At 51.7% G+C, this 21,387-nt stretch carries 13 protein-coding genes; 8 read left to right on the top strand and 5 right to left on the bottom strand.

Going from position 1 to position 21,387, the window contains the following annotated elements:
- Window positions 1-83 precede the first annotated feature (83 nt).
- The 3 genes from NG792_RS06125 to NG792_RS06115 form a co-directional block, all read right to left on the bottom strand.
- The gene (locus tag NG792_RS06125; protein ID WP_261234854.1) at window positions 84-2,378 is read right to left on the bottom strand and encodes a hypothetical protein; all 2,295 of its coding nucleotides are present in this window, start codon (window positions 2,376-2,378) and stop codon (window positions 84-86) included.
- Window positions 2,379-3,014: 636 nt separating this feature from the next.
- Window positions 3,015-3,911 (bottom strand): Hsp33 family molecular chaperone HslO, encoded by an 897-nt coding sequence (hslO, locus tag NG792_RS06120; RefSeq protein WP_261199831.1) that lies wholly within the window; start codon window positions 3,909-3,911, stop codon window positions 3,015-3,017.
- Between the two features lie 37 nt (window positions 3,912-3,948).
- The gene (locus tag NG792_RS06115; protein WP_261234853.1) at window positions 3,949-4,191 is read right to left on the bottom strand and encodes a hypothetical protein; all 243 of its coding nucleotides are present in this window, start codon (window positions 4,189-4,191) and stop codon (window positions 3,949-3,951) included.
- A gap of 18 nt (window positions 4,192-4,209) precedes the next feature.
- On the opposite strand from NG792_RS06115, the gene NG792_RS06110 reads away from it, so the two are divergent.
- Window positions 4,210-4,605 (top strand): hypothetical protein, encoded by a 396-nt coding sequence (locus tag NG792_RS06110; protein WP_261199830.1) that lies wholly within the window; start codon window positions 4,210-4,212, stop codon window positions 4,603-4,605.
- A 175-nt stretch (window positions 4,606-4,780) separates the two neighbouring features.
- On the opposite strand, the gene NG792_RS06105 is transcribed toward NG792_RS06110, so the two are convergent.
- A complete protein-coding gene (locus NG792_RS06105) occupies window positions 4,781-5,224 on the bottom strand; it encodes a universal stress protein (RefSeq protein ID WP_261199829.1) in 444 nt (147 codons plus the stop codon).
- A 191-nt stretch (window positions 5,225-5,415) separates the two neighbouring features.
- Here NG792_RS06105 and NG792_RS06100 point away from each other — a divergent pair, with 191 nt between their 5' ends.
- A complete protein-coding gene (locus NG792_RS06100) occupies window positions 5,416-5,574 on the top strand; it encodes a hypothetical protein (protein WP_261199828.1) in 159 nt (52 codons plus the stop codon).
- Between the two features lie 19 nt (window positions 5,575-5,593).
- Here the strand turns inward: NG792_RS06100 and hisD are convergent, their stop codons facing one another.
- Window positions 5,594-6,895, bottom strand: a complete 1,302-nt coding sequence (gene hisD / locus NG792_RS06095; RefSeq protein ID WP_261199827.1) for a histidinol dehydrogenase — start codon at window positions 6,893-6,895, stop codon at window positions 5,594-5,596.
- A gap of 605 nt (window positions 6,896-7,500) precedes the next feature.
- Here hisD and rpsT point away from each other — a divergent pair.
- The 6 genes from rpsT to NG792_RS06065 all read left to right on the top strand — a co-directional run bounded on the left by rpsT (window position 7,501) and on the right by NG792_RS06065 (window position 21,213).
- Entirely contained in the window at window positions 7,501-7,806 is a 306-nt protein-coding gene (gene rpsT, locus NG792_RS06090) for a 30S ribosomal protein S20 (protein ID WP_261199826.1), read from the top strand.
- Window positions 7,807-8,012: 206 nt separating this feature from the next.
- Window positions 8,013-8,795: a TatD family hydrolase gene (locus tag NG792_RS06085; protein ID WP_261234852.1), complete on the top strand. Its 783-nt coding sequence runs from the start codon at window positions 8,013-8,015 to the stop codon at window positions 8,793-8,795.
- Between the two features lie 437 nt (window positions 8,796-9,232).
- On the top strand, window positions 9,233-12,538 hold the full coding sequence (gene rpoB / locus NG792_RS06080; protein WP_261199824.1) for a DNA-directed RNA polymerase subunit beta: 3,306 nt from the start codon (window positions 9,233-9,235) through the stop codon (window positions 12,536-12,538).
- Between the two features lie 206 nt (window positions 12,539-12,744).
- Window positions 12,745-14,619, top strand: coding sequence for a DNA-directed RNA polymerase subunit gamma (locus tag NG792_RS06075; RefSeq protein ID WP_261199823.1), 1,875 nt, complete (start codon window positions 12,745-12,747; stop codon window positions 14,617-14,619).
- A gap of 12 nt (window positions 14,620-14,631) precedes the next feature.
- Window positions 14,632-18,960 (top strand): DNA-directed RNA polymerase subunit beta', encoded by a 4,329-nt coding sequence (locus NG792_RS06070; RefSeq protein ID WP_353961703.1) that lies wholly within the window; start codon window positions 14,632-14,634, stop codon window positions 18,958-18,960.
- A gap of 498 nt (window positions 18,961-19,458) precedes the next feature.
- Window positions 19,459-21,213: a bifunctional serine/threonine-protein kinase/formylglycine-generating enzyme family protein gene (locus NG792_RS06065; protein WP_261234850.1), complete on the top strand. Its 1,755-nt coding sequence runs from the start codon at window positions 19,459-19,461 to the stop codon at window positions 21,211-21,213.
- The last annotated feature ends 174 nt before the right edge of the window (window positions 21,214-21,387 follow it).

Below are 21,387 nucleotides of genomic sequence, written 5' to 3'. Positions count from 1 at the left end.
GAAAGACTTTCGGCCCTCTCCCCTGGATGTTCGGGAGAGGACCGGAAGTGGCCCCCGCTTGCGGGATTAATGACTCAATCGGTTCAATTAGGGTCGGACTGAGAATCTCTCCCCATGCCCTCACGGGCCTCGATGGGCATAGTCGGCGCAGAAGTGGTCGGCATCTCAGCCGGGTTTGGTGCGGATACCGAAGGGGAGACGGCAGGATTTGTCCAGTCCGTAGAAGTTTCTTGGGGGAGGGGAGGAGTGCGGGGACTGGAGTTGCTCACCCCTGGACTGGTTTCCTGGGCGCGCACTGGAGGCGGATTCAGAATGGTTTCCCATGCCTCAACTTCTTGCCGTGCCTGGTTATACAGATTGGAATAAAATGGAATCATCCGAGCCAGTTCGATCGCTTGCGGAAGATTCTCCAGAGAACGTTGTTGGGCCAGTGCCAAAATCCGTTGACTCCAGTCTTGAATCGCCGCATCGGCGCTAAAGCGTAAATTAGATTTAGAAGAGACTTGATTCGCCAAATCCATTGCCTGCATCAACCGTTCGGGGCTTTGAGAAGAATCTCCAAGCTGATAGGCGCGGTCTAGGAGTTGGCGATCGCTACCTTCCTGCTGCCAGGTTTGAATTGCCGACTGGGCCTCGTTGTAGAGCAATCGACCGGGACGAATAGCTTGGGCCGTGGCGATCGCCCCATTGAGATTTCCCCATTGAGCCAAATTCCAGGCTCGGTCTAAGATGGGTTGGTCTTCCAGTCGTTGAATTTGCTGATTCCACCCCTGAATTTTTTCCTGGGCCTCATCAGACAATGCCCGTCCTGAACCCACATTTCTGGCGGTATCAATTGCCGCTTGCAACGAAGCGCGATCGCCGTAACTGGCAAGTTGTTCAGCTTGTCGCAGATAGGGTCCGTCTTCGGTCTCCTCAATCTGACTTTGCCACGTATTAATTTCCTCCTGCGCTCGATCCCAGACCAGATTGCTGCGACTGACCAGTTGAGCTTGAGCGATCGCCGAGCGCAAATTGTTAACATTCCCCGACGTGGCCAGATTCCGTGCTTGTTCTAGGTAGGCCACATCTTTGATGCTATCCTGCCACTGAGAGATTAAACGTTTGGCTTCCAGGTACAAGGGGCGATCGGGTCCAATCACTTGAGCCTTGGCGATCGCATCTTCCAAAGAGCGGACCGTTACCCGAGTGGCAATGGATCTAGCCCGAGTCAGTTCGATGAAATCCTCCGCCTCTTTTTTTACCGAACTGTTATTGGGAACTTGGCGAGCAATGTAAATGGCATCTTCCCACTTCTGGTCCTCACCATTTTTGCGGGCTAATGCGAGGATTTGCTTAGCCAGGTCAGTAGCTAAAGACCGAGATTTTTTATATAACTTGCTCTGGGGTTCAATTTTATCTACCAGGGCGATCGCTTCCTGGATATTTTTGAGTTCACCTTGTTCCGCTAAACTGCGGGCTTTGTCCAAAGTTTGACCTTCTCGCTGAGTGACCCGGATCAGTTCATTCAGGCTATCATAGCGCACCGTTTCCCAGTAAGTATTTTCCACGGAAAGTAGTTGTCGCATATAGCCCAGAGCTTGGTTCCAGTTCTCCTTTTCCAACTCGGACTCAGCATTTTTATAAAGCTTTTCCGCCTCATTCCAGATAGACTGCCAGCGAGTAATTCGTTCTTCGACTAAACCAGCAGCGGTCGTATTGCTAGGAATCTGACGGGCAGAGGCGATCGCTTCCGTCAGTTTCCCTTCATTAAATATTTTCTCAGCTAAATCCAGTAACTGTCCTGCCCATTTTTCAATCTGACGATTGATTTCCGGACGTAGGGGGTGGTCTTCCGGAAGTTGATGCACCTCAGCGATCGCCCGCAACAACCCATCTACCGTTTGCTCGCTCGCCGATTGTTGAGCACAGTACAAATGTTCCGAACCCGAAGTCCAGGCACTGTCTCCACAATTGGGCATTGCCGGAAGGCGCAATAACATCAGTAGCGCTGTTCCCCCCAGTCCTGCGGTCAACAGAAAGGTCAGCAGCGCCCAGATCTGCCAATTTGTTAGCCATTTGAGCCACCCATGCAGACTGCGATCGAAGGATGCAGGGTCTCGATCGCCTTGACTAGACACTTGTTCTGCCCTCGTACTCTGTCCCCAGCGCTTCTGCTTGCCAGACCCCGCGCGATCGATTGCTTCTCGTCCGGAGGATACCTCCGAAGTCGAAGGCGGCAGGTGCAGATAGGAACCCGGGCGAGAACCCGCCCCAGCAGCACTCCCTTGGAACCTAGACAGGGACGATGCAGGCATTTTCGCCGACGAGTTCGGTTGTCCGGACTCCGACGGCTGGGCTTTAGGCCACTGCTCTGGAAATTTGCGATCTTTAGTCATAGCCCACCCGAAAACACTCTTGCGTCAGTCTTGCTTGGCTGTTTTAGAAAGACAGGTTTTACGATTCGGCCACAGTTCCAAAACCTAAGTATTAGGTTCCATAAAAGCCGGTTATATTTTCCTCAATCTAGCACCAAGAATTGTTTAGGTTAAGAGTGCTAGAGCTTTTTTGGCAACGCCGTTCGCTGATCTCCCGTTTCCTTCTAGGCGGATCTACATCTGCACCCCCCGCCTTTCCGGTTTTGTCTATCCTTCTTGTCCTTGATAATCTGTAGATGCCCAGTACCCAGAGACCTTAACCCAGTAGCTCGAATCCTGAAAAACAGCTTATTCCCGATTAGCCGAGTTACCGCATCTGACAAGAAAGGACAAACCGTTCTCCCTTGGAGTGGTCAAACCGATTGATTCATTGCTTCTTATCTTCTCATGTTATTTTCAGTTGCGATCCCCACTTTCAAAAAAACTTCCCCCTAGGACTGCACTCCCTAGAGGTTAGAAACCCTGTTTCTGTACAAAATTTATACCTCTTAGCCGCCAATCTGGACTAGAAATCTGGTTTCTAACCCTTACTGGACCCCCATACTCGGCATGAATTGGAGAGATGGGGGTTCAGTAACAGTTAGGCGATCGCCCCCATCACGACTCTACTTGCAAAGTCCCAATCAGTTCCGTAAGTTGATCTCGACTGGCGGTGTAAACTTCCCCACAGAAGTGACAAATCGCCTCAGCACCATCATCTTTCTCGATCATGTCCTGAAGCTCTTCTTCCCCCAGCAACTTCAACGCCCCTAACATCCGTTGATGAGAGCATCCGCAGTGGAAGCGCACCAGTTGTCTCTCGGGTAAAATATTTAACCCCATATCTCCAAGCAGTTGCTCGAAAATATCAGGCAGGGATTTACCCGCTTGTAATAAAGGAGTAAATCCCGATAGACTAGCAACCCGGGATTCCAACAGCGCCACGAGTTCCTCATCCGTTGCCGCTTTCGGCATCACCTGCAACAAAATGCCTCCCGAAGCTTGGACCCCTGCCGCCTCTACAAACACCCCCACCACCAGGGCCGAAGGCGTCTGTTCTGAAGTCACTAGATAATGAGCAATATCATCCCCGATTTCCCCAGAAACCAGTTCCACCGTACTCGAATAGGGGTAACCATATCCCACATCTCGGACGATGTAGAGATATCCATCATTTCCGACTGCACCCCCCACATCCAGCTTGCCGATCGCATTCGGCGGCAATTCTATCTCGGGATTATCCACATACCCGCGCACTGTTCCATCTAATCCCGCATCCACTAAAATCCCGCCTAATGGTCCATTGCCTTTAATCCGAATATTCACTCGCGATCCCGGTCGCTTCATACTAGAGGCGAGGAGTAATCCCGAGGATAGAGTACGTCCTAGGGCCGCCGTGGCCACGTAGGAGAGACCATGCCGCTGCCGCGCCTCTTCCGTCAACCGCGTGGTAATCACCCCAACTGCTCTAATCCCTCCATCCGCTGCCGTTGCTCTAATCAGTTGATCTACCATGCCAAAACCTTACAATTCTTCACAAGTCATCTCAACTTTATTGTAAAAGGGGAGATGGGGAGACCGCCATCGAGATGGGGAGGATGGGGGAGATAGGGGAGACCGCCATCGAGATGGGGAAGCAGGGGAAGCAGGGGAAGGAAGAAGTTGCCTTATCTCCCCCATCTCCCCCATCCACCCCATCTCCCCCATCCACCCCATCTCCCCCATCCACCCCATCTCCCCCATCCACCCCATCTCCCCTCGCCTCGTCTGCCATACTAAAAGGGAAAACCACCACAGGCAGTCAACCTCAACTATGTTAGGCAGTTTTCAACAAGCTCATCTGAGAATCGAAGTAGACGCACCAGAAACAGTGATTCGCGACAGTCTCCTACGCCGCGATCGCCTCCAAGAATGGTTATGGACCCAACGCTTCTCTACACCCCTGCCGGAAGAGTTGCATTCCGGTGTCACCTTTACCATTTCTCTGGGTCCCTTGGCGGTTCGACATTTCGTAGAACGTGCTGACCCCAATTGTCTGCGACTCTTATTGAGTGGCGGCATTGATGGATTCCACGAATGGTACTGGGGGGAGGGTTGGGTACAGTCCCGCCTAGAAGGGGTCTCCTTACTCCCGCTGAATTTAAGCCATACGATGAATTTACTGCGTCTGCGAGAGTTTGTCGCTCAGACTAAGGCTGTTTCCCGGTAACGTAACTCCAAAAAATAAAATCTTCTATCAGAGATCCCCCCAACCCCCCTTCATAACCCCAATCGGCTTTTTGAGTTCTGCGAAACCTCTAATGCAGAACTTTTTTTATGGAAATTCCTAAAGCCTCGTTTCAGTCATCCCAGAAACCGGGTTTCTGGGCAAGAAATCCAGTTTCTTATTTTCCCTGGGCAGGTAAGACTGGCTTAACAACAAGAACCGAACAAGAGGCATCAGTTACCACTTGAGAGCTCACAGAACCCTGTAAAATTCGCTTCATTCCGGTTAAGCCTCGGCTGCCAATTAAAATTAAATCAGCCTGATAAATATTAGCCAAGCGGACAATTTCTTCCGATGGATCTCCGGTGACAATTTCCAGTTCAGTTTTACAAGGAATTTTTTCTTGATAGGATTGAAGTTTTTTTTCAATAGCCCGATACGGGATATCTTCCGTTTCGACTTGGGGTCTATCCGCCAGGACATCCAAATCCGATGTCGGCTTGGACATCACATGAGCCAGAATGACTTGAGTCATGGTTTCGAGCTTCAGGTTATGCAAGGTCGCAATGACTTGCTCTGATAAATCCGAACCATCAAGTGCTACAAGAATGGTACTAATCATAATGCCGATCTCCTAATTCGCGATTTGCAACCTTCAAGTTTGGGCAACCGGCTTCAATCCTAGGGGAAAAAATATTTCCGCCGTGAAAATCGCCTCAACGCTTAGTTTAGCGGCATTATAGTGTTAATGCTTAGGGACAAACAATTTGAATTGTTTTTAAATAGTGCAGGTGATCTGGGGAGGGTTGCGCTATGAGCCGAACACCAGGGGCGATCGCCTGGGGTTTGGGCAGTTCATCCCATAAAAAAGCCGACCTGTCACTGTCGGCAGAAAATTATCTAACGGATCTAAAGGATATAGAGTCGATGGCCCTCGCTGTCCCGAGGCGATCGCCCCTGGGGTTCGGGTGAAAACCATCGACCACAACAGCTAGGGGCCATCTTTAATGCGCTTCCGGACCGAATCCCCATGAGAGGGTAAACCTTCGGCTTTCGTGAGCACATCAATCGCACTGGCGACCTTCTGGAGTGCCTTGGGAGAATATTGAATCAAACTGGAGTGTTTCATAAAGGTTTCCACCCCCAAAGCTGAGGCATAACGAGCCGATCCCGAGGTGGGAAGGGTATGGTTAGGGCCTGCGAGGTAATCGCCGACAGCTTCAGGGGTGGAGTTCCCGAGGAAGATGGCACCAGCATGACGAATCGACTCCAGTAAATCCCAAGGGTCGCTGACTTCGAGTTCCAGGTGTTCTGGGGCAAATTCATTGGAGAGTTCGGCGGCAATTTGCAGGGAATCAACCACAATGACGACACCGTAATGGGCGATCGCCTTTTCGGTGAGGGTCCGGCGTGGGTGATCAATCAGTTGGTCCTCGACTTCAGCGACGACCTTGCGAGCGATCTGAGCATCGGTGGTAATCAGAATCGCGGCGGCGAGGGGGTCATGTTCAGCTTGTGCCAGTAAATCCGTGGCGATATGAGCAGGATTGCCTTGGGAATCGGCAATAATCAGGACTTCCGAGGGACCGGCTAAGGAGTCAATACCCACGGTTCCAAAGACCTGCTTTTTCGCCAAGGTGACATAAATGTTACCCGGGCCGGTAATCACATCCACTTTAGGGATGGTTTCCGTACCATAGGCTAAGGCGGCGATCGCCTGAGCGCCCCCCACCCGATAAATTTCCTGGATTCCCGCTTCCTGAGCCGCCACCAGGACCGCTGGGTTGACGGTTTTTTCCGGTCCCGGAGGGGTGCAGATCACAATCCGGGGGACCCCAGCGACCTGAGCCGGAATTGCATTCATCAGCACGGTACTGGGGTAGGCGGCCCGCCCCCCCGGAACGTAAAGCCCCGCTCGATCTACGGGGGTATAACGTTTACCCAGCACCACCTCATCTTCCCCAAATTGCACCCAAGATTTGGGGACGCGCTGACGATGGAACGCTTCAATGTTCTGCTTTGCCAAGCAAATGGCGTCTAGGAGTTCTTTTGACACCTGCTGATAGGCGGCATCCAATTCGGATCCGCTCACGCGCAGGTCTTCGGGCTTTAAGGATTGCCCGTCGAACTCAGCCGTATAATGCAAGAGTGAGCGATCGCCTTGGCGTTTGACCGCTTGGAGCACTTCCCGAACCGTTGCCTCTTTATGGACAACTTGGTCGTCGTGGGTGCGATCGCAGATGCGCCGCAGTTCAGCTTGTGCCTCAGCCCGCTGTGTAATGATTCGCAGCATGGAGTTAGGAGATAATCGACAGGTATTGCCCTTGAGGAGAACGGGTCGCTCGCCACATCAACCGCGACTACCGATGCTTTTGCTTTGGCTTACCCGTCCCCGTCTTCTCTAGCTTAACCTGGATTTTCTTCAACGGAAATGCATTTTCCCGTTGATTCGATGGTATAGTGTTTTCTCAAAAACATGACGCTGGAAACCCTCATTCTTCTAGGATGAGCATCATTCTTGCGCCTTAACTTCCTTTATGTGTTAAAATTCCTTTCTGTGTTAAAATCTATTGGGTCGCTGACCAGCCAAGGTGCGAGGAAACAGGGTTAACGTCCTATTCCGCAACTTGGAAAGCCGAACCGTCACTATCCGTAAAAAACTTGGAGACCCTGCGGTCAGCACGGAAAAAATCCACTAGCGTGGGGCGCACGCGAAGTCAAGCTTGGGGAGTAGCCTTTAAAGGGACGATGTGAAAGCATCGGTTCTGGCTAGACCTGAACGGATAAGACCGAAACTGGATCTCTCAGTGGAGGCCCCATTCAGCCCAAGAATCTCTGCTGCTTTAGGGTGGAGAATCGTCCAAATTGTTCCCGTATTGAGTTCTGGGCTAATCGACTGTGGCTAACATTAAGTCTGCTATCAAGCGCGTCCAAATCGCCGAACGCAATCGCTTGCGTAACAAATCTTACAAATCAGCGGTTAAAACCCTGATCAAGAAATGTGTAATCTCTGCCGAGCAATACGGCAGCAATCCAACACCGGAGTTGAAGGAAGAGATCCATAATCGGCTCAATGCCGCTTACAGCAAGATCGACAAAGCAGTAAAATGCGGCGTTCTTCATCCCAACAACGGCGCTCGCAAAAAATCCAATTTAGCCAGAGTTGTTAAACAACAAGTATTGGCTCAATCGGCTGCCTCCTAGGGATGACCCACAACGCAGGGTTGAGGTCATGGACGACATCGGAATACCGAGGGCGTCCTTGTTGGTTGGACTAAAAGCCCTAAAAGCCGTAGTCCAACCCCATTCCCCCTGCTGATTTTTCACTCATTCACTCCCTTGTTTAAAGACGCGAAACCTCGCGGCTTTCATCGGGTAAATCATTCCATCCCAAGAGCGCGTCGATTCCGATGCAATTGATAGATACCCACGTTCACATTAATTTTGAGCGGTTTGACCGCGATTTAGAGGCGGTCCGCGAACGTTGGCATGAAGCTGGGGTCGTGCATCTTGTGCATTCCTGCGTCACCCCTGAAGAATTTGGCACCATTCAAGGACTCGCCAATCGGTTTGGGGAAATTTCCTTCGCCGTGGGCTTACATCCTCTGGAGGCCCATCAATGGTCTGACCAGATGGCCGCTCGAATTGAAGAATTAGCCGCATCCGATGCGCGAGTTGTCGCCATTGGAGAAACTGGGCTAGACTTTTATAAGGCCGAAAATCAACAGCAGCAAGAAGAAGCCTTTATCGCCCAGCTAGAAATAGCCCAGCGGCTGAATAAGGCGGTGATTATCCATTGTCGGGATGCGTCCGAGGCGATGGCTGAACTATTGCAGAGTTTCTGGGGCGATCGCGGTCCCGTTCCCGGGGTCATGCATTGTTGGGGCGGAACTCCCGAAGAGACCATAAGGTTTCTAGACCTAGGCTTTTATATTAGCTTTAGCGGGATTGTCACCTTCAAGAATGCTCAAAGCATTCAAGAGTCCGCTCGTCTCGTGCCCAGCGATCGCCTCCTGGTCGAAACTGACTGCCCGTTTTTGGCCCCGGTTCCCAAACGCGGGAAACGCAATGAACCCGCCTACGTTCGTTATGTGGCGGAACAAGTGGCGACCCTGCGCGGGGTTTCTTTAGAAACCTTAGCCGCCCAAACCACAGAAAATGCCTGTCGCCTCTTTCAACTCACCCTGGGATGAGTTGACCCTTAAAATAGAACACCCCCACAAAGCAAGGGCGGGGCTGTTCTCATCCACTCTGCGATCGCACCCTAAACCTAGACCATTCCTTGACGCTAAAAACGAACGAAGCTATAATAATGGGTTACCTGAAAAAAATGCAAAAATTGCCTAAATCTGAATTTCACCGCAGTAGCTATCCCTTAATGGATAGCTTAAATCGTTGATTGGGAGCCGAATAACGTTGCTAGAAAAAAACCTATCTTTAACCCGAGAACTGTGCCAAGCCAAAACGGGAGTTTAAACCAAACTGCGTCACCCAAAAGCACTCTTTGAAACAAAAGACAAGGACAAAGGATGAACGCTCAATAAGCATCCCTTCCTTCTTCCGTCACAGGTCTTTATTATCTCCTTCCCTAACTTGCGTAGAATTCACAGCGTAGAGGCGATCGACACAAATGAATAATCCGACCTACCCAGCAGCAACGGCATTCACCCTCCCCGATCTCGTCGAGATTCAAAGGGCAAGTTTCCGTTGGTTTCTTGAATTAGGACTGATTGAAGAACTCGACAGCTTTTCCCCCATCACTGACTATACGGGAAAACTAGAATTACATTTTATAGGGAAGGACTACAAACTTAAGCGTCCGAAATATGATGTCGATGACGCGAAACGCCGGGACAGTACCTACGCCGTGCAAATGTATGTCCCCACCCGACTCATCAACAAAGAAACCGGCGAAATCAAAGAGCAAGAAGTCTTCATCGGCGACTTACCCTTAATGACCGAACGGGGAACCTTCATCATTAACGGGGCCGAACGAGTCATCGTTAACCAAATTGTTCGTTCTCCCGGAGTTTACTACAAATCCGAGACCGACAAAAATGGTCGCCGGACCTACAATGCCAGCCTGATCCCCAACCGGGGGGCATGGCTGAAATTTGAGACGGACAAAAATGATTTAGTCTGGGTCCGCATTGACAAAACCCGCAAATTGAGCGCCCAAGTCTTGCTTAAAGCCCTGGGACTGAGCAATAACGAGATTTTCGATGCCCTGCGCCACCCCGAATATTTTCAAAAAACCATTGAAAAAGAAGGGGAATTTACGGAAGAAGAAGCCCTGATGGAGCTTTACAAGAAGCTGCGTCCCGGGGAACCTCCTACGGTATCGGGAGGCAGTCAGCTTCTGGATTCACGCTTCTTTGACCCGAAACGATACGACTTGGGACGGGTGGGCCGCTACAAGCTGAATAAAAAATTGCGGCTGTCGGTACCGGATAACGTCCGGGTATTAACGCCCCAGGATATTCTTACGGCGATCGATTACCTGATTAACCTGGAATTCGACGTGGGACAAAGCGACGATATTGACCACTTAGGCAATCGTCGGGTGCGATCGGTTGGCGAACTCTTGCAAAACCAAGTCCGAGTAGGACTCAACCGCTTAGAACGGATCATCCGGGAACGGATGACTGTTTCTGATGCCGATTCCCTGACCCCCGCCTCCTTGGTCAACCCCAAACCTCTCGTCGCTGCTATCAAGGAATTCTTTGGGTCCTCTCAGCTTTCCCAGTTTATGGATCAGACCAACCCCTTAGCGGAACTGACCCACAAACGCCGCTTGAGCGCCTTGGGCCCAGGCGGATTAACCCGGGAACGGGCGGGATTTGCTGTTCGGGATATTCACCCCTCCCACTACGGACGGATCTGCCCGATCGAGACGCCAGAAGGTCCCAACGCCGGATTAATTGGTTCCTTAGCCACTCACGCCCGCGTCAACCCCTACGGATTTATCGAGACCCCATTTTATCCTGTAGAAAATGGTCGCGTCTTGCGGGAACGGGGAGCACTGTTTATGACCGCCGATGAGGAAGATGACCTGCGGGTTGCTCCTGGGGACATTACCGTAGATGAAGGCGGCTATATCCAGGGTGAAACTGTACCCGTGCGCTATCGCCAAGATTTCACCACCACGACACCGGATCAGGTGGACTATGTGGCGGTATCTCCGGTGCAGATTATCTCTGTGGCAACGTCCCTGATTCCCTTCCTGGAACATGATGACGCTAACCGCGCCTTGATGGGTTCTAATATGCAGCGGCAAGCCGTGCCGCTGTTACTGCCAGAGCGCCCCTTAGTCGGTACCGGCCTGGAAGCCCAAGCTGCCCGGGACTCCGGCATGGTGGTTGTTTCCCGGACGGATGGGATCGTCACCTTTGTGGATGCCACTAAGATTCGCGTCCAGGACCCCACGGGTCGGGAAATGGAATATCAGTTACAGAAATATCAGCGGTCTAACCAAGACACCTGCTTGAACCAGCGTCCCCTGGTGTTTGAAGGGGATGATGTGGTGGCCGGACAGGTCTTGGCTGATGGATCCTCCACCGAAGGGGGCGAGTTGGCCCTGGGCCAGAATATTCTCGTGGCCTATATGCCTTGGGAAGGCTATAACTACGAAGACGCCATCTTAATTAGTGAGCGTCTAGTTTATGACGACCTTTACACCTCAATTCACATTGAAAAATATGAAATTGAGGCCCGCCAAACCAAACTAGGACCGGAAGAAATTACCCGCGAAATTCCCAACGTTGGGGAAGATTCCTTGCGTCAGTTAGATGAAGGAGGAATTATCCGTATTGGGGCCTGGGTGGAATCCGGGGATATCCTGGTGGGTAAAGTTACGCCCAAAGGGGAGTCGGACCAACCCCCAGAAGAGAAACTCCTGCGGGCGATTTTCGGAGAAAAAGCCCGGGACGTGCGGGATAACTCTCTGCGAGTCCCGAACGGTGAAAAAGGCCGGGTTGTGGATGTGCGGGTGTTTACCCGCGAACAAGGGGACGAACTGCCCCCCGGTGCGAACATGGTCGTGCGGGTTTATGTGGCCCAGAAGCGGAAAATCCAGGTCGGAGACAAAATGGCCGGTCGTCACGGGAATAAGGGAATTATTTCCCGGATTCTGCCCTTAGAGGATATGCCCTACCTGCCCGATGGGACACCGTTGGATATCGTGTTGAATCCCTTGGGTGTGCCTTCTCGGATGAATGTGGGCCAGGTGTTTGAGTGCCTCCTGGGGTGGGCCGGACAAAATCTGGGTTCCCGCTTCAAAGTCGTGCCGTTTGATGAAATGCACGGGCCAGAAAAGTCGCGCGAAAGCGTGCATGGCAAGTTACAAGAGGCTCGGCAGAAGACGGGTAAGGATTGGATATTTAACGAAGATCACCCCGGGAAAACCCTCGTTTATGATGGCCGGACCGGAGAGTCATTTGACCGTCCCATTACGGTGGGTAAGGCGTATATGCTCAAGCTGGTGCATTTGGTGGATGACAAGATTCACGCCCGTTCTACGGGGCCCTATTCTTTGGTCACCCAGCAACCCCTCGGCGGTAAAGCGCAACAAGGGGGCCAGCGGTTTGGAGAAATGGAAGTGTGGGCATTGGAGGCATTTGGGGCCGCTTATACCTTGCAGGAATTGCTCACGGTGAAGTCGGATGATATGCAGGGACGTAATGAAGCGTTGAATGCGATCGTCAAAGGAAAAGCGATTCCTCGTCCGGGAACTCCCGAGTCTTTCAAAGTGCTGATGCGAGAGTTGCAGTCGCTGTGTTTGGATATTGCGGTGCATAAAGTGCAGACCCAGGAGGATGGCACTTCTCGGGATGTAGAAGTGGACTTAATGGCGGATGTGGCAAATCGTCGCACCCCCTCGCGGCCAACTTATGAGTCTGTCTCTCGGGAAGCTTTAGAGGAGGAAGAGGAAGAGTAAGTTTTTAGGGAAGATGGGGGAGATGGGGGAGATGGGGGAGATGGGGGAGATGGGGGAGATGGGGGAGATAGGGGAGATGGGGGAGATAGGGGAGATAGGGAAGAATAATCCTCCCCATCCTCCCCACCTTCCCCACCCTCCCCTCCCCACCTCCGATTCCAAATGACCAATGACCAAGGACAAAGTTTACAAGGGGATATCATCGAATGCCAAAGATTGAGCAACGCTTTGATTATGTAAAGATTGCGATCGCCTCCCCAGACCGAATTCGGCAATGGGGTGAAAGAACTCTGCCGAATGGTCAAATTGTCGGCGAGGTCACCAAACCAGAAACCATTAATTACCGCACCTTAAAACCGGAAATGGACGGTTTATTTTGTGAGCGGATTTTTGGTCCTGCCAAAGATTGGGAATGTCATTGCGGTAAATATAAGCGAGTTCGACATCGCGGTATTGTTTGTGAGAGATGTGGCGTAGAAGTTACCGAGTCTCGCGTGCGTCGGCATCGCATGGGCTTTATTCGGTTAGCCGCGCCGGTGGCTCACGTTTGGTATCTCAAGGGGATTCCTAGCTATATCGCCATTCTCCTCGATATGCCTTTGCGCGATGTAGAACAAATTGTCTACTTCAATGCCTATTGTGTTCTCAGTCCGGGAAATGCAGATAATCTGCAATACAAGCAACTGCTGAGTGAAGATGCTTGGATGGAAATTGAGGACCAACTCTACAGTGAGGATACGGAACTCATCGGCATTGAAGTTGGGATTGGTGCCGAAGCGTTGCAACGGTTATTGCAAGACCTCGATTTAGAAGCTGAAGCGGAACAGTTGCGTGAAGAAATCGCTAACTCCAAAGGGCAAAAGCGGGCCAAACTGATTAAGCGCTTGCGCGTCATTGATAACTTTATCGCCACGGGATCTCAACCGGATTGGATGGTCCTGGAATACATTCCTGTGATTCCCCCGGACTTGCGCCCGATGGTGCAGTTGGATGGGGGACGGTTTGCTACCAGTGACCTCAATGATTTGTACCGACGGGTGATTAACCGGAATAATCGATTAGCCCGCCTCCAGGAGATTTTGGCCCCGGAAATCATCATTCGGAATGAAAAACGGATGTTGCAGGAGGCGGTGGATGCCTTAATTGATAATGGTCGTCGGGGACGGACCGTGGTGGGTGCAAATAACCGCCCGCTGAAATCTTTGTCCGACATTATCGAAGGGAAACAAGGTCGTTTCCGGCAAAACTTGCTCGGAAAACGGGTGGACTATTCCGGACGTTCCGTGATTGTCGTCGGTCCAAAACTGAAGATTCACCAGTGCGGATTGCCTCGGGAAATGGCGATCGAGCTATTCCAACCCTTCGTGATTCACCGCCTGATTCGTCAGGGTTTGGTGAACAATATTAAGGCGGCGAAAAAGCTGATTCAACGAGCAGATCCGAGTGTTTGGGATGTATTGGAAGAGGTGATTGAATCCCATCCCGTCCTGTTAAACCGCGCACCGACCCTCCACCGTTTAGGGATTCAAGCGTTTGAGCCAATTTTGGTGGATGGACGAGCGATTCAATTGCACCCGTTAGTTTGTCCAGCATTTAATGCTGACTTTGATGGAGACCAAATGGCGGTGCACGTTCCTCTGGGTTTAGAGGCACAAGCAGAAGCACGGTTGTTGATGTTGGCTTCTAACAATATTATGTCTCCGGCAACGGGACGGCCTATTGTTACTCCCTCTCAGGATATGGTGTTGGGTTGTTATTATTTGACGGCCCATAATCCCAAAGCTCATAAGGGTGCAGGAGGTTATTTTGCCTCATTGCAGGATGCGATTATTGCTTATGAACAAGGGTTGATTGAGTTACACGCCTTGATTTGGGTGCGCATCGATTTGAACTGGGATATTGATTCAGATACCAAAGAAACCGAACCAGAAATCACACGGCATTCTGATGGAACGGTGACCAAACTCTATGCCGATCGCCGCATCCGAGAAGATGCCAATGGCAATATCTTGTCCCAATATATTCACACCACCGCAGGCCGAATTATCTTCAATAAAACCATCGCGGATGTGTTGAGTTAAGGCGGTCAGGAGATAGGGAAGCAGGGGAGGATAGGGAGGATAGGGAGGCAGGGGAAGATAGGGAGGCAGGGGAAGCAGGGGAAGCTCAAGACAAATAATCCCCCCATTCCCCCAATCTCGATCGCGGTCCCCCCCATCCCCCAATCTTCTCTCATCAGTCAAAGGACAAAGCACAAAGCACAAAGCACAAAGCACAAAGGACAAAGCACAAAGCACAAAGGACACAGCACAAAGGACACAGCACAAAGGACAAAGGACAAAGGACTAATGACTAAAAATAAGTTCACTTTCTACAACCGAGTTATTAATAAAGGCCAAATTAAAAGCCTAATTTCCCGCACTTTTGTGCAGCATGGGACGGCCCGAAGTGCACAAATTGCCGATCGCCTGAAAGACTTGGGATTTCGCTATGCAACCAAGGCCGGGGTCTCCATTAGTGTGGATGACTTGATGATTCCGCCTTCAAAGCGAGACTTGTTAATGGGGGCGGAACGGGAAATCACCTTAACAGAAAGCCGCTATGCCCGAGGGGAAATCACTGAAGTAGAGCGTTTCCAGAAAGTTATTGATACTTGGAATAGTACCAGTGAATCCCTCAAAGATGAAGTGGTGCGTCACTTCAAAGAGACCGACCCCCTGAACTCAGTGTATATGATGGCCTTCTCTGGGGCGCGGGGGAACGTCTCTCAGGTGCGGCAGTTGGTGGGGATGCGCGGGTTGATGGCAAACCCCCAGGGGGAAATTATTGACTTACCCATTAAAACCAATTTCCGCGAAGGGCTGACCGTTACCGAATATATCATCTCCTCCTACGGTGCGCGGAAGGGATTAGTCGATACCGCGCTACGGACGGCAGATTCAGGCTATCTGACTCGGCGTCTGGTGGATGTCTCCCAAGATGTGATTGTCCGGGAAGTGGACTGCGGGACGACTCGCGGAATTCCGATGGAGTCGATGAAGGATGAGGACCGGATTCTGATTCCTTTGAGCGATCGCCTCTTTGGTCGGGTCACTGCCGAGGATATCATTTCCCCCCAAACTGGGGAGTTGATTGCCGCGCGCAATCAGCCAATGGATGATGACCTCTCGGAAAAAATCATGAAACATGGGGTAGAACGGGTCATGGTGCGATCGCCCCTGACCTGTGAAGCCTCGCGATCGGTCTGTCAGCTTTGCTATGGCTGGAGTCTGGCCCACGGCAAACTCGTAGACATGGGAGAAGCGGTCGGAATTATCGCCGCCCAATCCATTGGCGAACCTGGCACCCAGCTTACCATGCGGACCTTCCACACCGGAGGGGTGTTCACCGCCGAAGTCGCGCGGACCGTAACCGCTACCTTCTCAGGGACCGTCCATTATTCTCCCACCATGCGGGCGCGGGCATTCCGGACCCGTCATGGGGAAGATGCTTTCGTGGTAGAAAATGCCAAATCAGAAATTACCCTGCAAGCCGAGGGCCGCAAGGAAGTCTTTGATGTGTTCCAAGGCACCGTCCTCTTGGTTCACGATGGGGCTAAAGTGGAACGGTTGACCCTACTGGCCGAAGTCCCTCTACCCGGGCGCACTCGCCGAACCACGGAGAAAGCCACGAAGGATGTGGCATCGGACTTGGCAGGAGAAGTGGTCTTTGCCGACTTGATGCCAGAGGAGAAGAAGGACCGCCAGGGAAATGCCACGCGCACCGCAAGCCGGGGGGGTCTGGTCTGGATTTTGTCCGGCGAAGTCTATAACTTGCCGCCTGGGGCTGAACCTGTGGTCAAGAATGGCGATCGCATTCAACCGGGTGGAGTCCTCGCCGAAACCAAGCTGGTGACCGATAATGGCGGGATTGTCCGTCTGCCGGAAGATATGGAAAACCGACCTTCTTCCATGCCTCGGGAGGTCGAGATTATCACCGCATCCGTCACTCTGGACCGGGCGACGGTTTATGCCACCTCCACCGGCGGTCGGGACCATTACACTATTGAGACCATTGGCAAACAGTTGTTCTCCCTGAAGGCAACACCGGGAACGAAGGTGTTGAATCATCAGGTGGTGGCCGAGTTGATTGATGAGACTTACCGCACTCACAGCGGGGGGATTATCAAGTATGCCGGGGTGGAAGTGCTCAAGCGCGGCAAAGCCAAACAAGGCTATGAAGTTGTTAAAGGCGGTACTTTGCTCTGGATTCCCGAGGAGTGCCACGAAATCAACAAGGATATTTCCTTATTGCTGGTGGAAGACGGCCAGTTTGTCGAAGCTGCCACAGAAATCGTTAAAGACATCAAATGCGCCAGCAGCGGTGTTGTCGAAGTCACCCAGAAAAATGACATTCTCCGGGAGGTGACCATCAAGCCTGGGGAGTTGATTATGATTGAGGACCCCGAGGAAGTGGCGATCGCCAATGGCAGTCTCGTCAATCCGGGTCAAGAGATTATCCCCGGACTCATCGCCCAGGAATTGCGCTATGTCGAAATCCTGGAAACCCCCGAAGGTCCGGCCTTGTTGCTGCGTCCCGCCGTAGAATATCCCGTATTAGATGAACCCGCCATTCCCTCTCAGGAATCCCTGAACAATGGGGAAGAGGCCATGATTCAACTGCGCGCCGTCCAGCGCTTGCCCTATAAAGATGGGGAACGGGTCAAATCTGTAGAAGGGTTGGAATTACTGCGGACCCAGTTAGTCCTGGAAATTGATAAAGATGCACCGGGGTTAGCCGCAGACATTGAATTAGTGCCCGTGGAGGAAGAAGAACTGCTCTCGTCAGAGGAGTTAGACCCCTCTAAAGGTGCGCCCATGCGCTTACAGTTGGTGATTCTGGAATCCTTAGTCATTCGCCGCGATGTGGTGGCAGATACCACTCAAGGCAGTACCCAAACTCGCCTGTTGGTAAAAGATGGGGACCGGATTCCCCCTGGGGCCGTCGTCGCCCGTACCGAGATTCTCGGCAAAGAAGCCGGTGAAATTCGCGGGATTCGCGAAGGCGCAGAAGCCATTCGCCGGATCCTCGTGGTCCGGGATAATGATGTGATTACCGTGGAATCCAAGGAAGAACCCACCGTCAAAGTGGGGGATTTTGTGGTGGAGAATACGGAAGTGGCCCCCGGGGTGCGGATACCGGATTCAGGCCAAGTGGTGGAAGTGACTGCCTTGGAGCCTTCCGAGACCTCTGCTTTGGCTCAGGTGAATTATCATCTAAAAATGCGGCTGGCTCGTCCTTACCGGGTGTCCCCTGGGGCCGTGCTTCATGTGGATGATGGCTCCTTAGTGCAACGGGGGGATAACCTCGTGCTGCTGGTGTTTGAGCGTGCCAAGACTGGGGATATTATTCAAGGGTTGCCCCGGATTGAGGAATTACTGGAGGCCCGTAAACCCAAGGAGGGTGGCATTTTGGCAGCGTTGCCCGGGGTGGCCCAGGTGGTCTATGGGGATGATGATACGGTCATTTTGAAGGTAGTAGAAGAAGACGGGGCCGTTACAGATTATGAGATTGGCCCCGGTCAGACCCTGCTGGTGAGTGATGGTCAACGGGTGAAAGCCGGGGAACCGCTCACTGATGGGCCGTCAAATCCTCATGAGATTTTGGAGATTTTCTTCAATCTGCCCGGGGAACGGAATTATGAGCATACGCTGTTGAGTTTCCAGCAGGTGCAGACGTTCTTGGTAAGTGAGGTGCAGTCGGTATATCTGTCCCAAGGGATTGATATTAGTGATAAGCACATTGAAGTGATTGTGCGTCAGATGACGAACAAAGTGCGAATCGATGATGGCGGGGATACGACCATGCTGCCTGGGGAGTTGATTGAACTGCAACAGGTGGAACGGGTGAATGAGGCCATGTCGATTACCGGCGGTGCGCCTGCGAAGTACACTCCGCTGTTGTTGGGGATTACTAAGGCGTCGTTGAATACGGATAGCTTTATCTCGGCGGCTTCCTTCCAGGAGACGACTCGGGTGCTAACTGAAGCGGCGATCGAGGGCAAATCCGACTGGCTGCGTGGCTTGAAAGAGAACGTGATTATCGGACGCCTGATTCCTGCGGGGACTGGGTTTAATGCCTACGAGGATATGATGCTTCTTCCCGATGATAGTGCTTATGATGGGGTGCTGGATGAGGAAGAGGAGGAGTTTCCCGATGTGGTTCTCGATGACCATACGGCGCGGGCTTACCGGAGTACCGGGATGGAGTTAGAGGAGGAGATTTTGCCCGAGGATGATGAAGAGGCGGACGATGAGTTTGCTCTACCCGATTTGGGGGTAAAAGCGGGCAAAGATGTACGCTCAATCTCCATCCTAGAGGAAGACTTCGAGGACGATGATGATTTTGATGATGATGATGACATCGAGGATGATTTTGAGTAAGGACTTCTCCCCCTTAGACCCGCTCTTTTAAGAGGCGAACGGGGGATAGGAAGGAGTGACAATAGGCGGGGGTTTAAACCCCCGCCTCACAGGTGGGAGTCGGTTAAAACTGAGTGCAAGGAGGGTAGTCCTAAATATGTAATGATAAACTTTGGGGTTTGATAGAAAACCCTCACTGTTATAACCAATTTTTGTCAAAATATTTTAAATGTTATAAAAGCCACATTCCCCGGGGTTAAGTGTTGATTTGTTCGGTTTTTAAACTTTTTCCGTCTAATAATAAACCTCTGGCAAAATTGTCTCTTGGCTTCTTGCGAAATCTGGGACTTTTTTAGTACATTGATTGAAGTGAATATACTTTAAAAAAATGTTTAGCTGAAAGAGAACGCCTGTCTTTTTCTGACTCCCCCGTTAGCATCAAACAGATCTACCTTAAAAAAGGGAGTTCTCCGAGGGGAGTTGCTGTAAACTAGGGAGGTAGTCTCTCCTCCTGTCATAATGGTTTGGCAACCGGGTACGAAAATTTTTGGAAACCGCTACACTATTCAAAAGAAGCTCAAACCGGGCGGTTTTGGCATCACCTACTTGGTCAAAGACAATAAGGGTCAACAGTGGGTGCTGAAAACCCTGAACGATAAGGTGATGACCGAGGCGGAGTACATCCCCTATCGGGATAAGTTTATGCGGGACTTTGACCGGGAAACGGCTAAAATCGCCATTTGTCGCCATCGCCATATTGTCAAGGTGGAGAATCACTTCTCCCATGAAGGGCAGCCTTGTATGGTCATGGAATATATTCAGGGGCAGGACTTAAAAGACCTGGTGGTGCACCGGGGGGCCTTGTCTGAGGCGGTGGCGTTACGCTATATCCGGCAGGTGGGTGAAGCGTTGAGCATCCTGCATGATAAGGGTTTGCTCCATCGGGATATCAAGCCTGATAACATTATGGTTCGGTTGCCTGCGGATGAAGCGGTGCTGATTGATTTTGGCATTGCGCGGGAGTTTATCCCCGATTTGACCCAAACCCACACCTCTACCCTTACGCACCATTATGCGCCGGTTGAGCAGTACGACGAACGTGAACACCGGGGGGAATTTACCGATGTGTATGCCTTGGCGGCCACCCTGTACTATCTGCTCACGGGGACTGCACCGCCGATTTCCTGGATGCGGGTGTTGCGCGAGAGCCTGAATATTCCCAGCCATTGGTCCCCAGACCTACAAAACGCGATTAAGCAGGGGATGGCAGTGAAGCCAGAAGACCGCCCCCAAACTGTGGCGGATTGGTTGGCCCTGTTGCCTAACGGTGGAGGGGGTTTACCATCCTTTAGTTTTGAAACCGTGCGGGTCAACCGTCAGGGGAAAATTATTGAGAAAATACCGGGTCAGGCGCGGTTTTATCCCCAGGACTTGGGTCAGGGGGTGCGGTTGGACATGGTGCAAATCCCCGGCGGAACATTTTGGATGGGGACAGAAGAGGAGGAAATTGAGCGCCTGTGTAAAAAGTATGAGGTGGAATGGTTTAGGCGGGAAAGTCCTCAGCATTGTGTGCAAGTTTCTCCCTTTTTCCTGGGCAAAACCCCCGTCTCCCAAGACCAATGGCGCACTGTGGTGACGCAAGTGGGGACAATCGTCCGGGATTTGGACCCGGACCCTTCTAACTTCAAAGGCGGGAATCGTCCCGTTGAACGGGTATCTTGGTATGATGCAGTGGAGTGGTGTGCTCGATTGAGCAAGCTGACGGGCAAAGAATATCGCCTTCCCAGCGAAGCTGAATGGGAATATGCTTGCCGTTGCGGGACGATGACTCCCTTTGCCTTTGGGGAAGCTATTACGACCGACCTGGCAAATTATGATGGCAACTACACCGTTGCTGAGGAAGCTAAGGGGGAGTATCGAAAAGAAACCACCCCAGTGGCGAGCTTTCCCCCCAATGGCTTTGGGTTGTATGATTTACATGGTAATGTTTGGGAATTGTGTTTCGACCCCTTCCATGACAATTATCAGGGTGCGCCTAGGGATGGTAGCGTATGGGATGAGACGATCAAAGAGAATGAGAATCATTATCAAAATCCTTCGGCAAATCTGAAGGTTTTGTTAGAAAAAAGCAATAAAACATACGTGCTGCGTGGCGGTTCTTGGGGCGACGACCCGATTGGCTGCCGTTCAGCCAACCGCAGCGTCGGCACGCGCGACTTCTTCGACGACTTCCTGGGGTTTCGTGTCTGTCTCGTTGGCGCAGGACTCTTGTAGCCCTTTACCCTTTAGCACTCTTGCACTCTGCTCTTTTTTCCCCTTTACCCTCTTAAAAGCGACCTGGAGGGCGTATGCAATACGCCCCTACAATGTAATTCGGGTATTTGGTTCGCAATGCTTGCGCCCTCCATCCAGGGCGTATGCAATACGCCCCTACAATGTGATTCGGGT

Source organism: Laspinema olomoucense D3b (assembly GCF_025370785.1).
Lineage (GTDB): Bacteria > Cyanobacteriota > Cyanobacteriia > Cyanobacteriales > Laspinemataceae > Laspinema > Laspinema olomoucense.
This window is presented reverse-complemented; position numbering and strand designations above follow the sequence as displayed.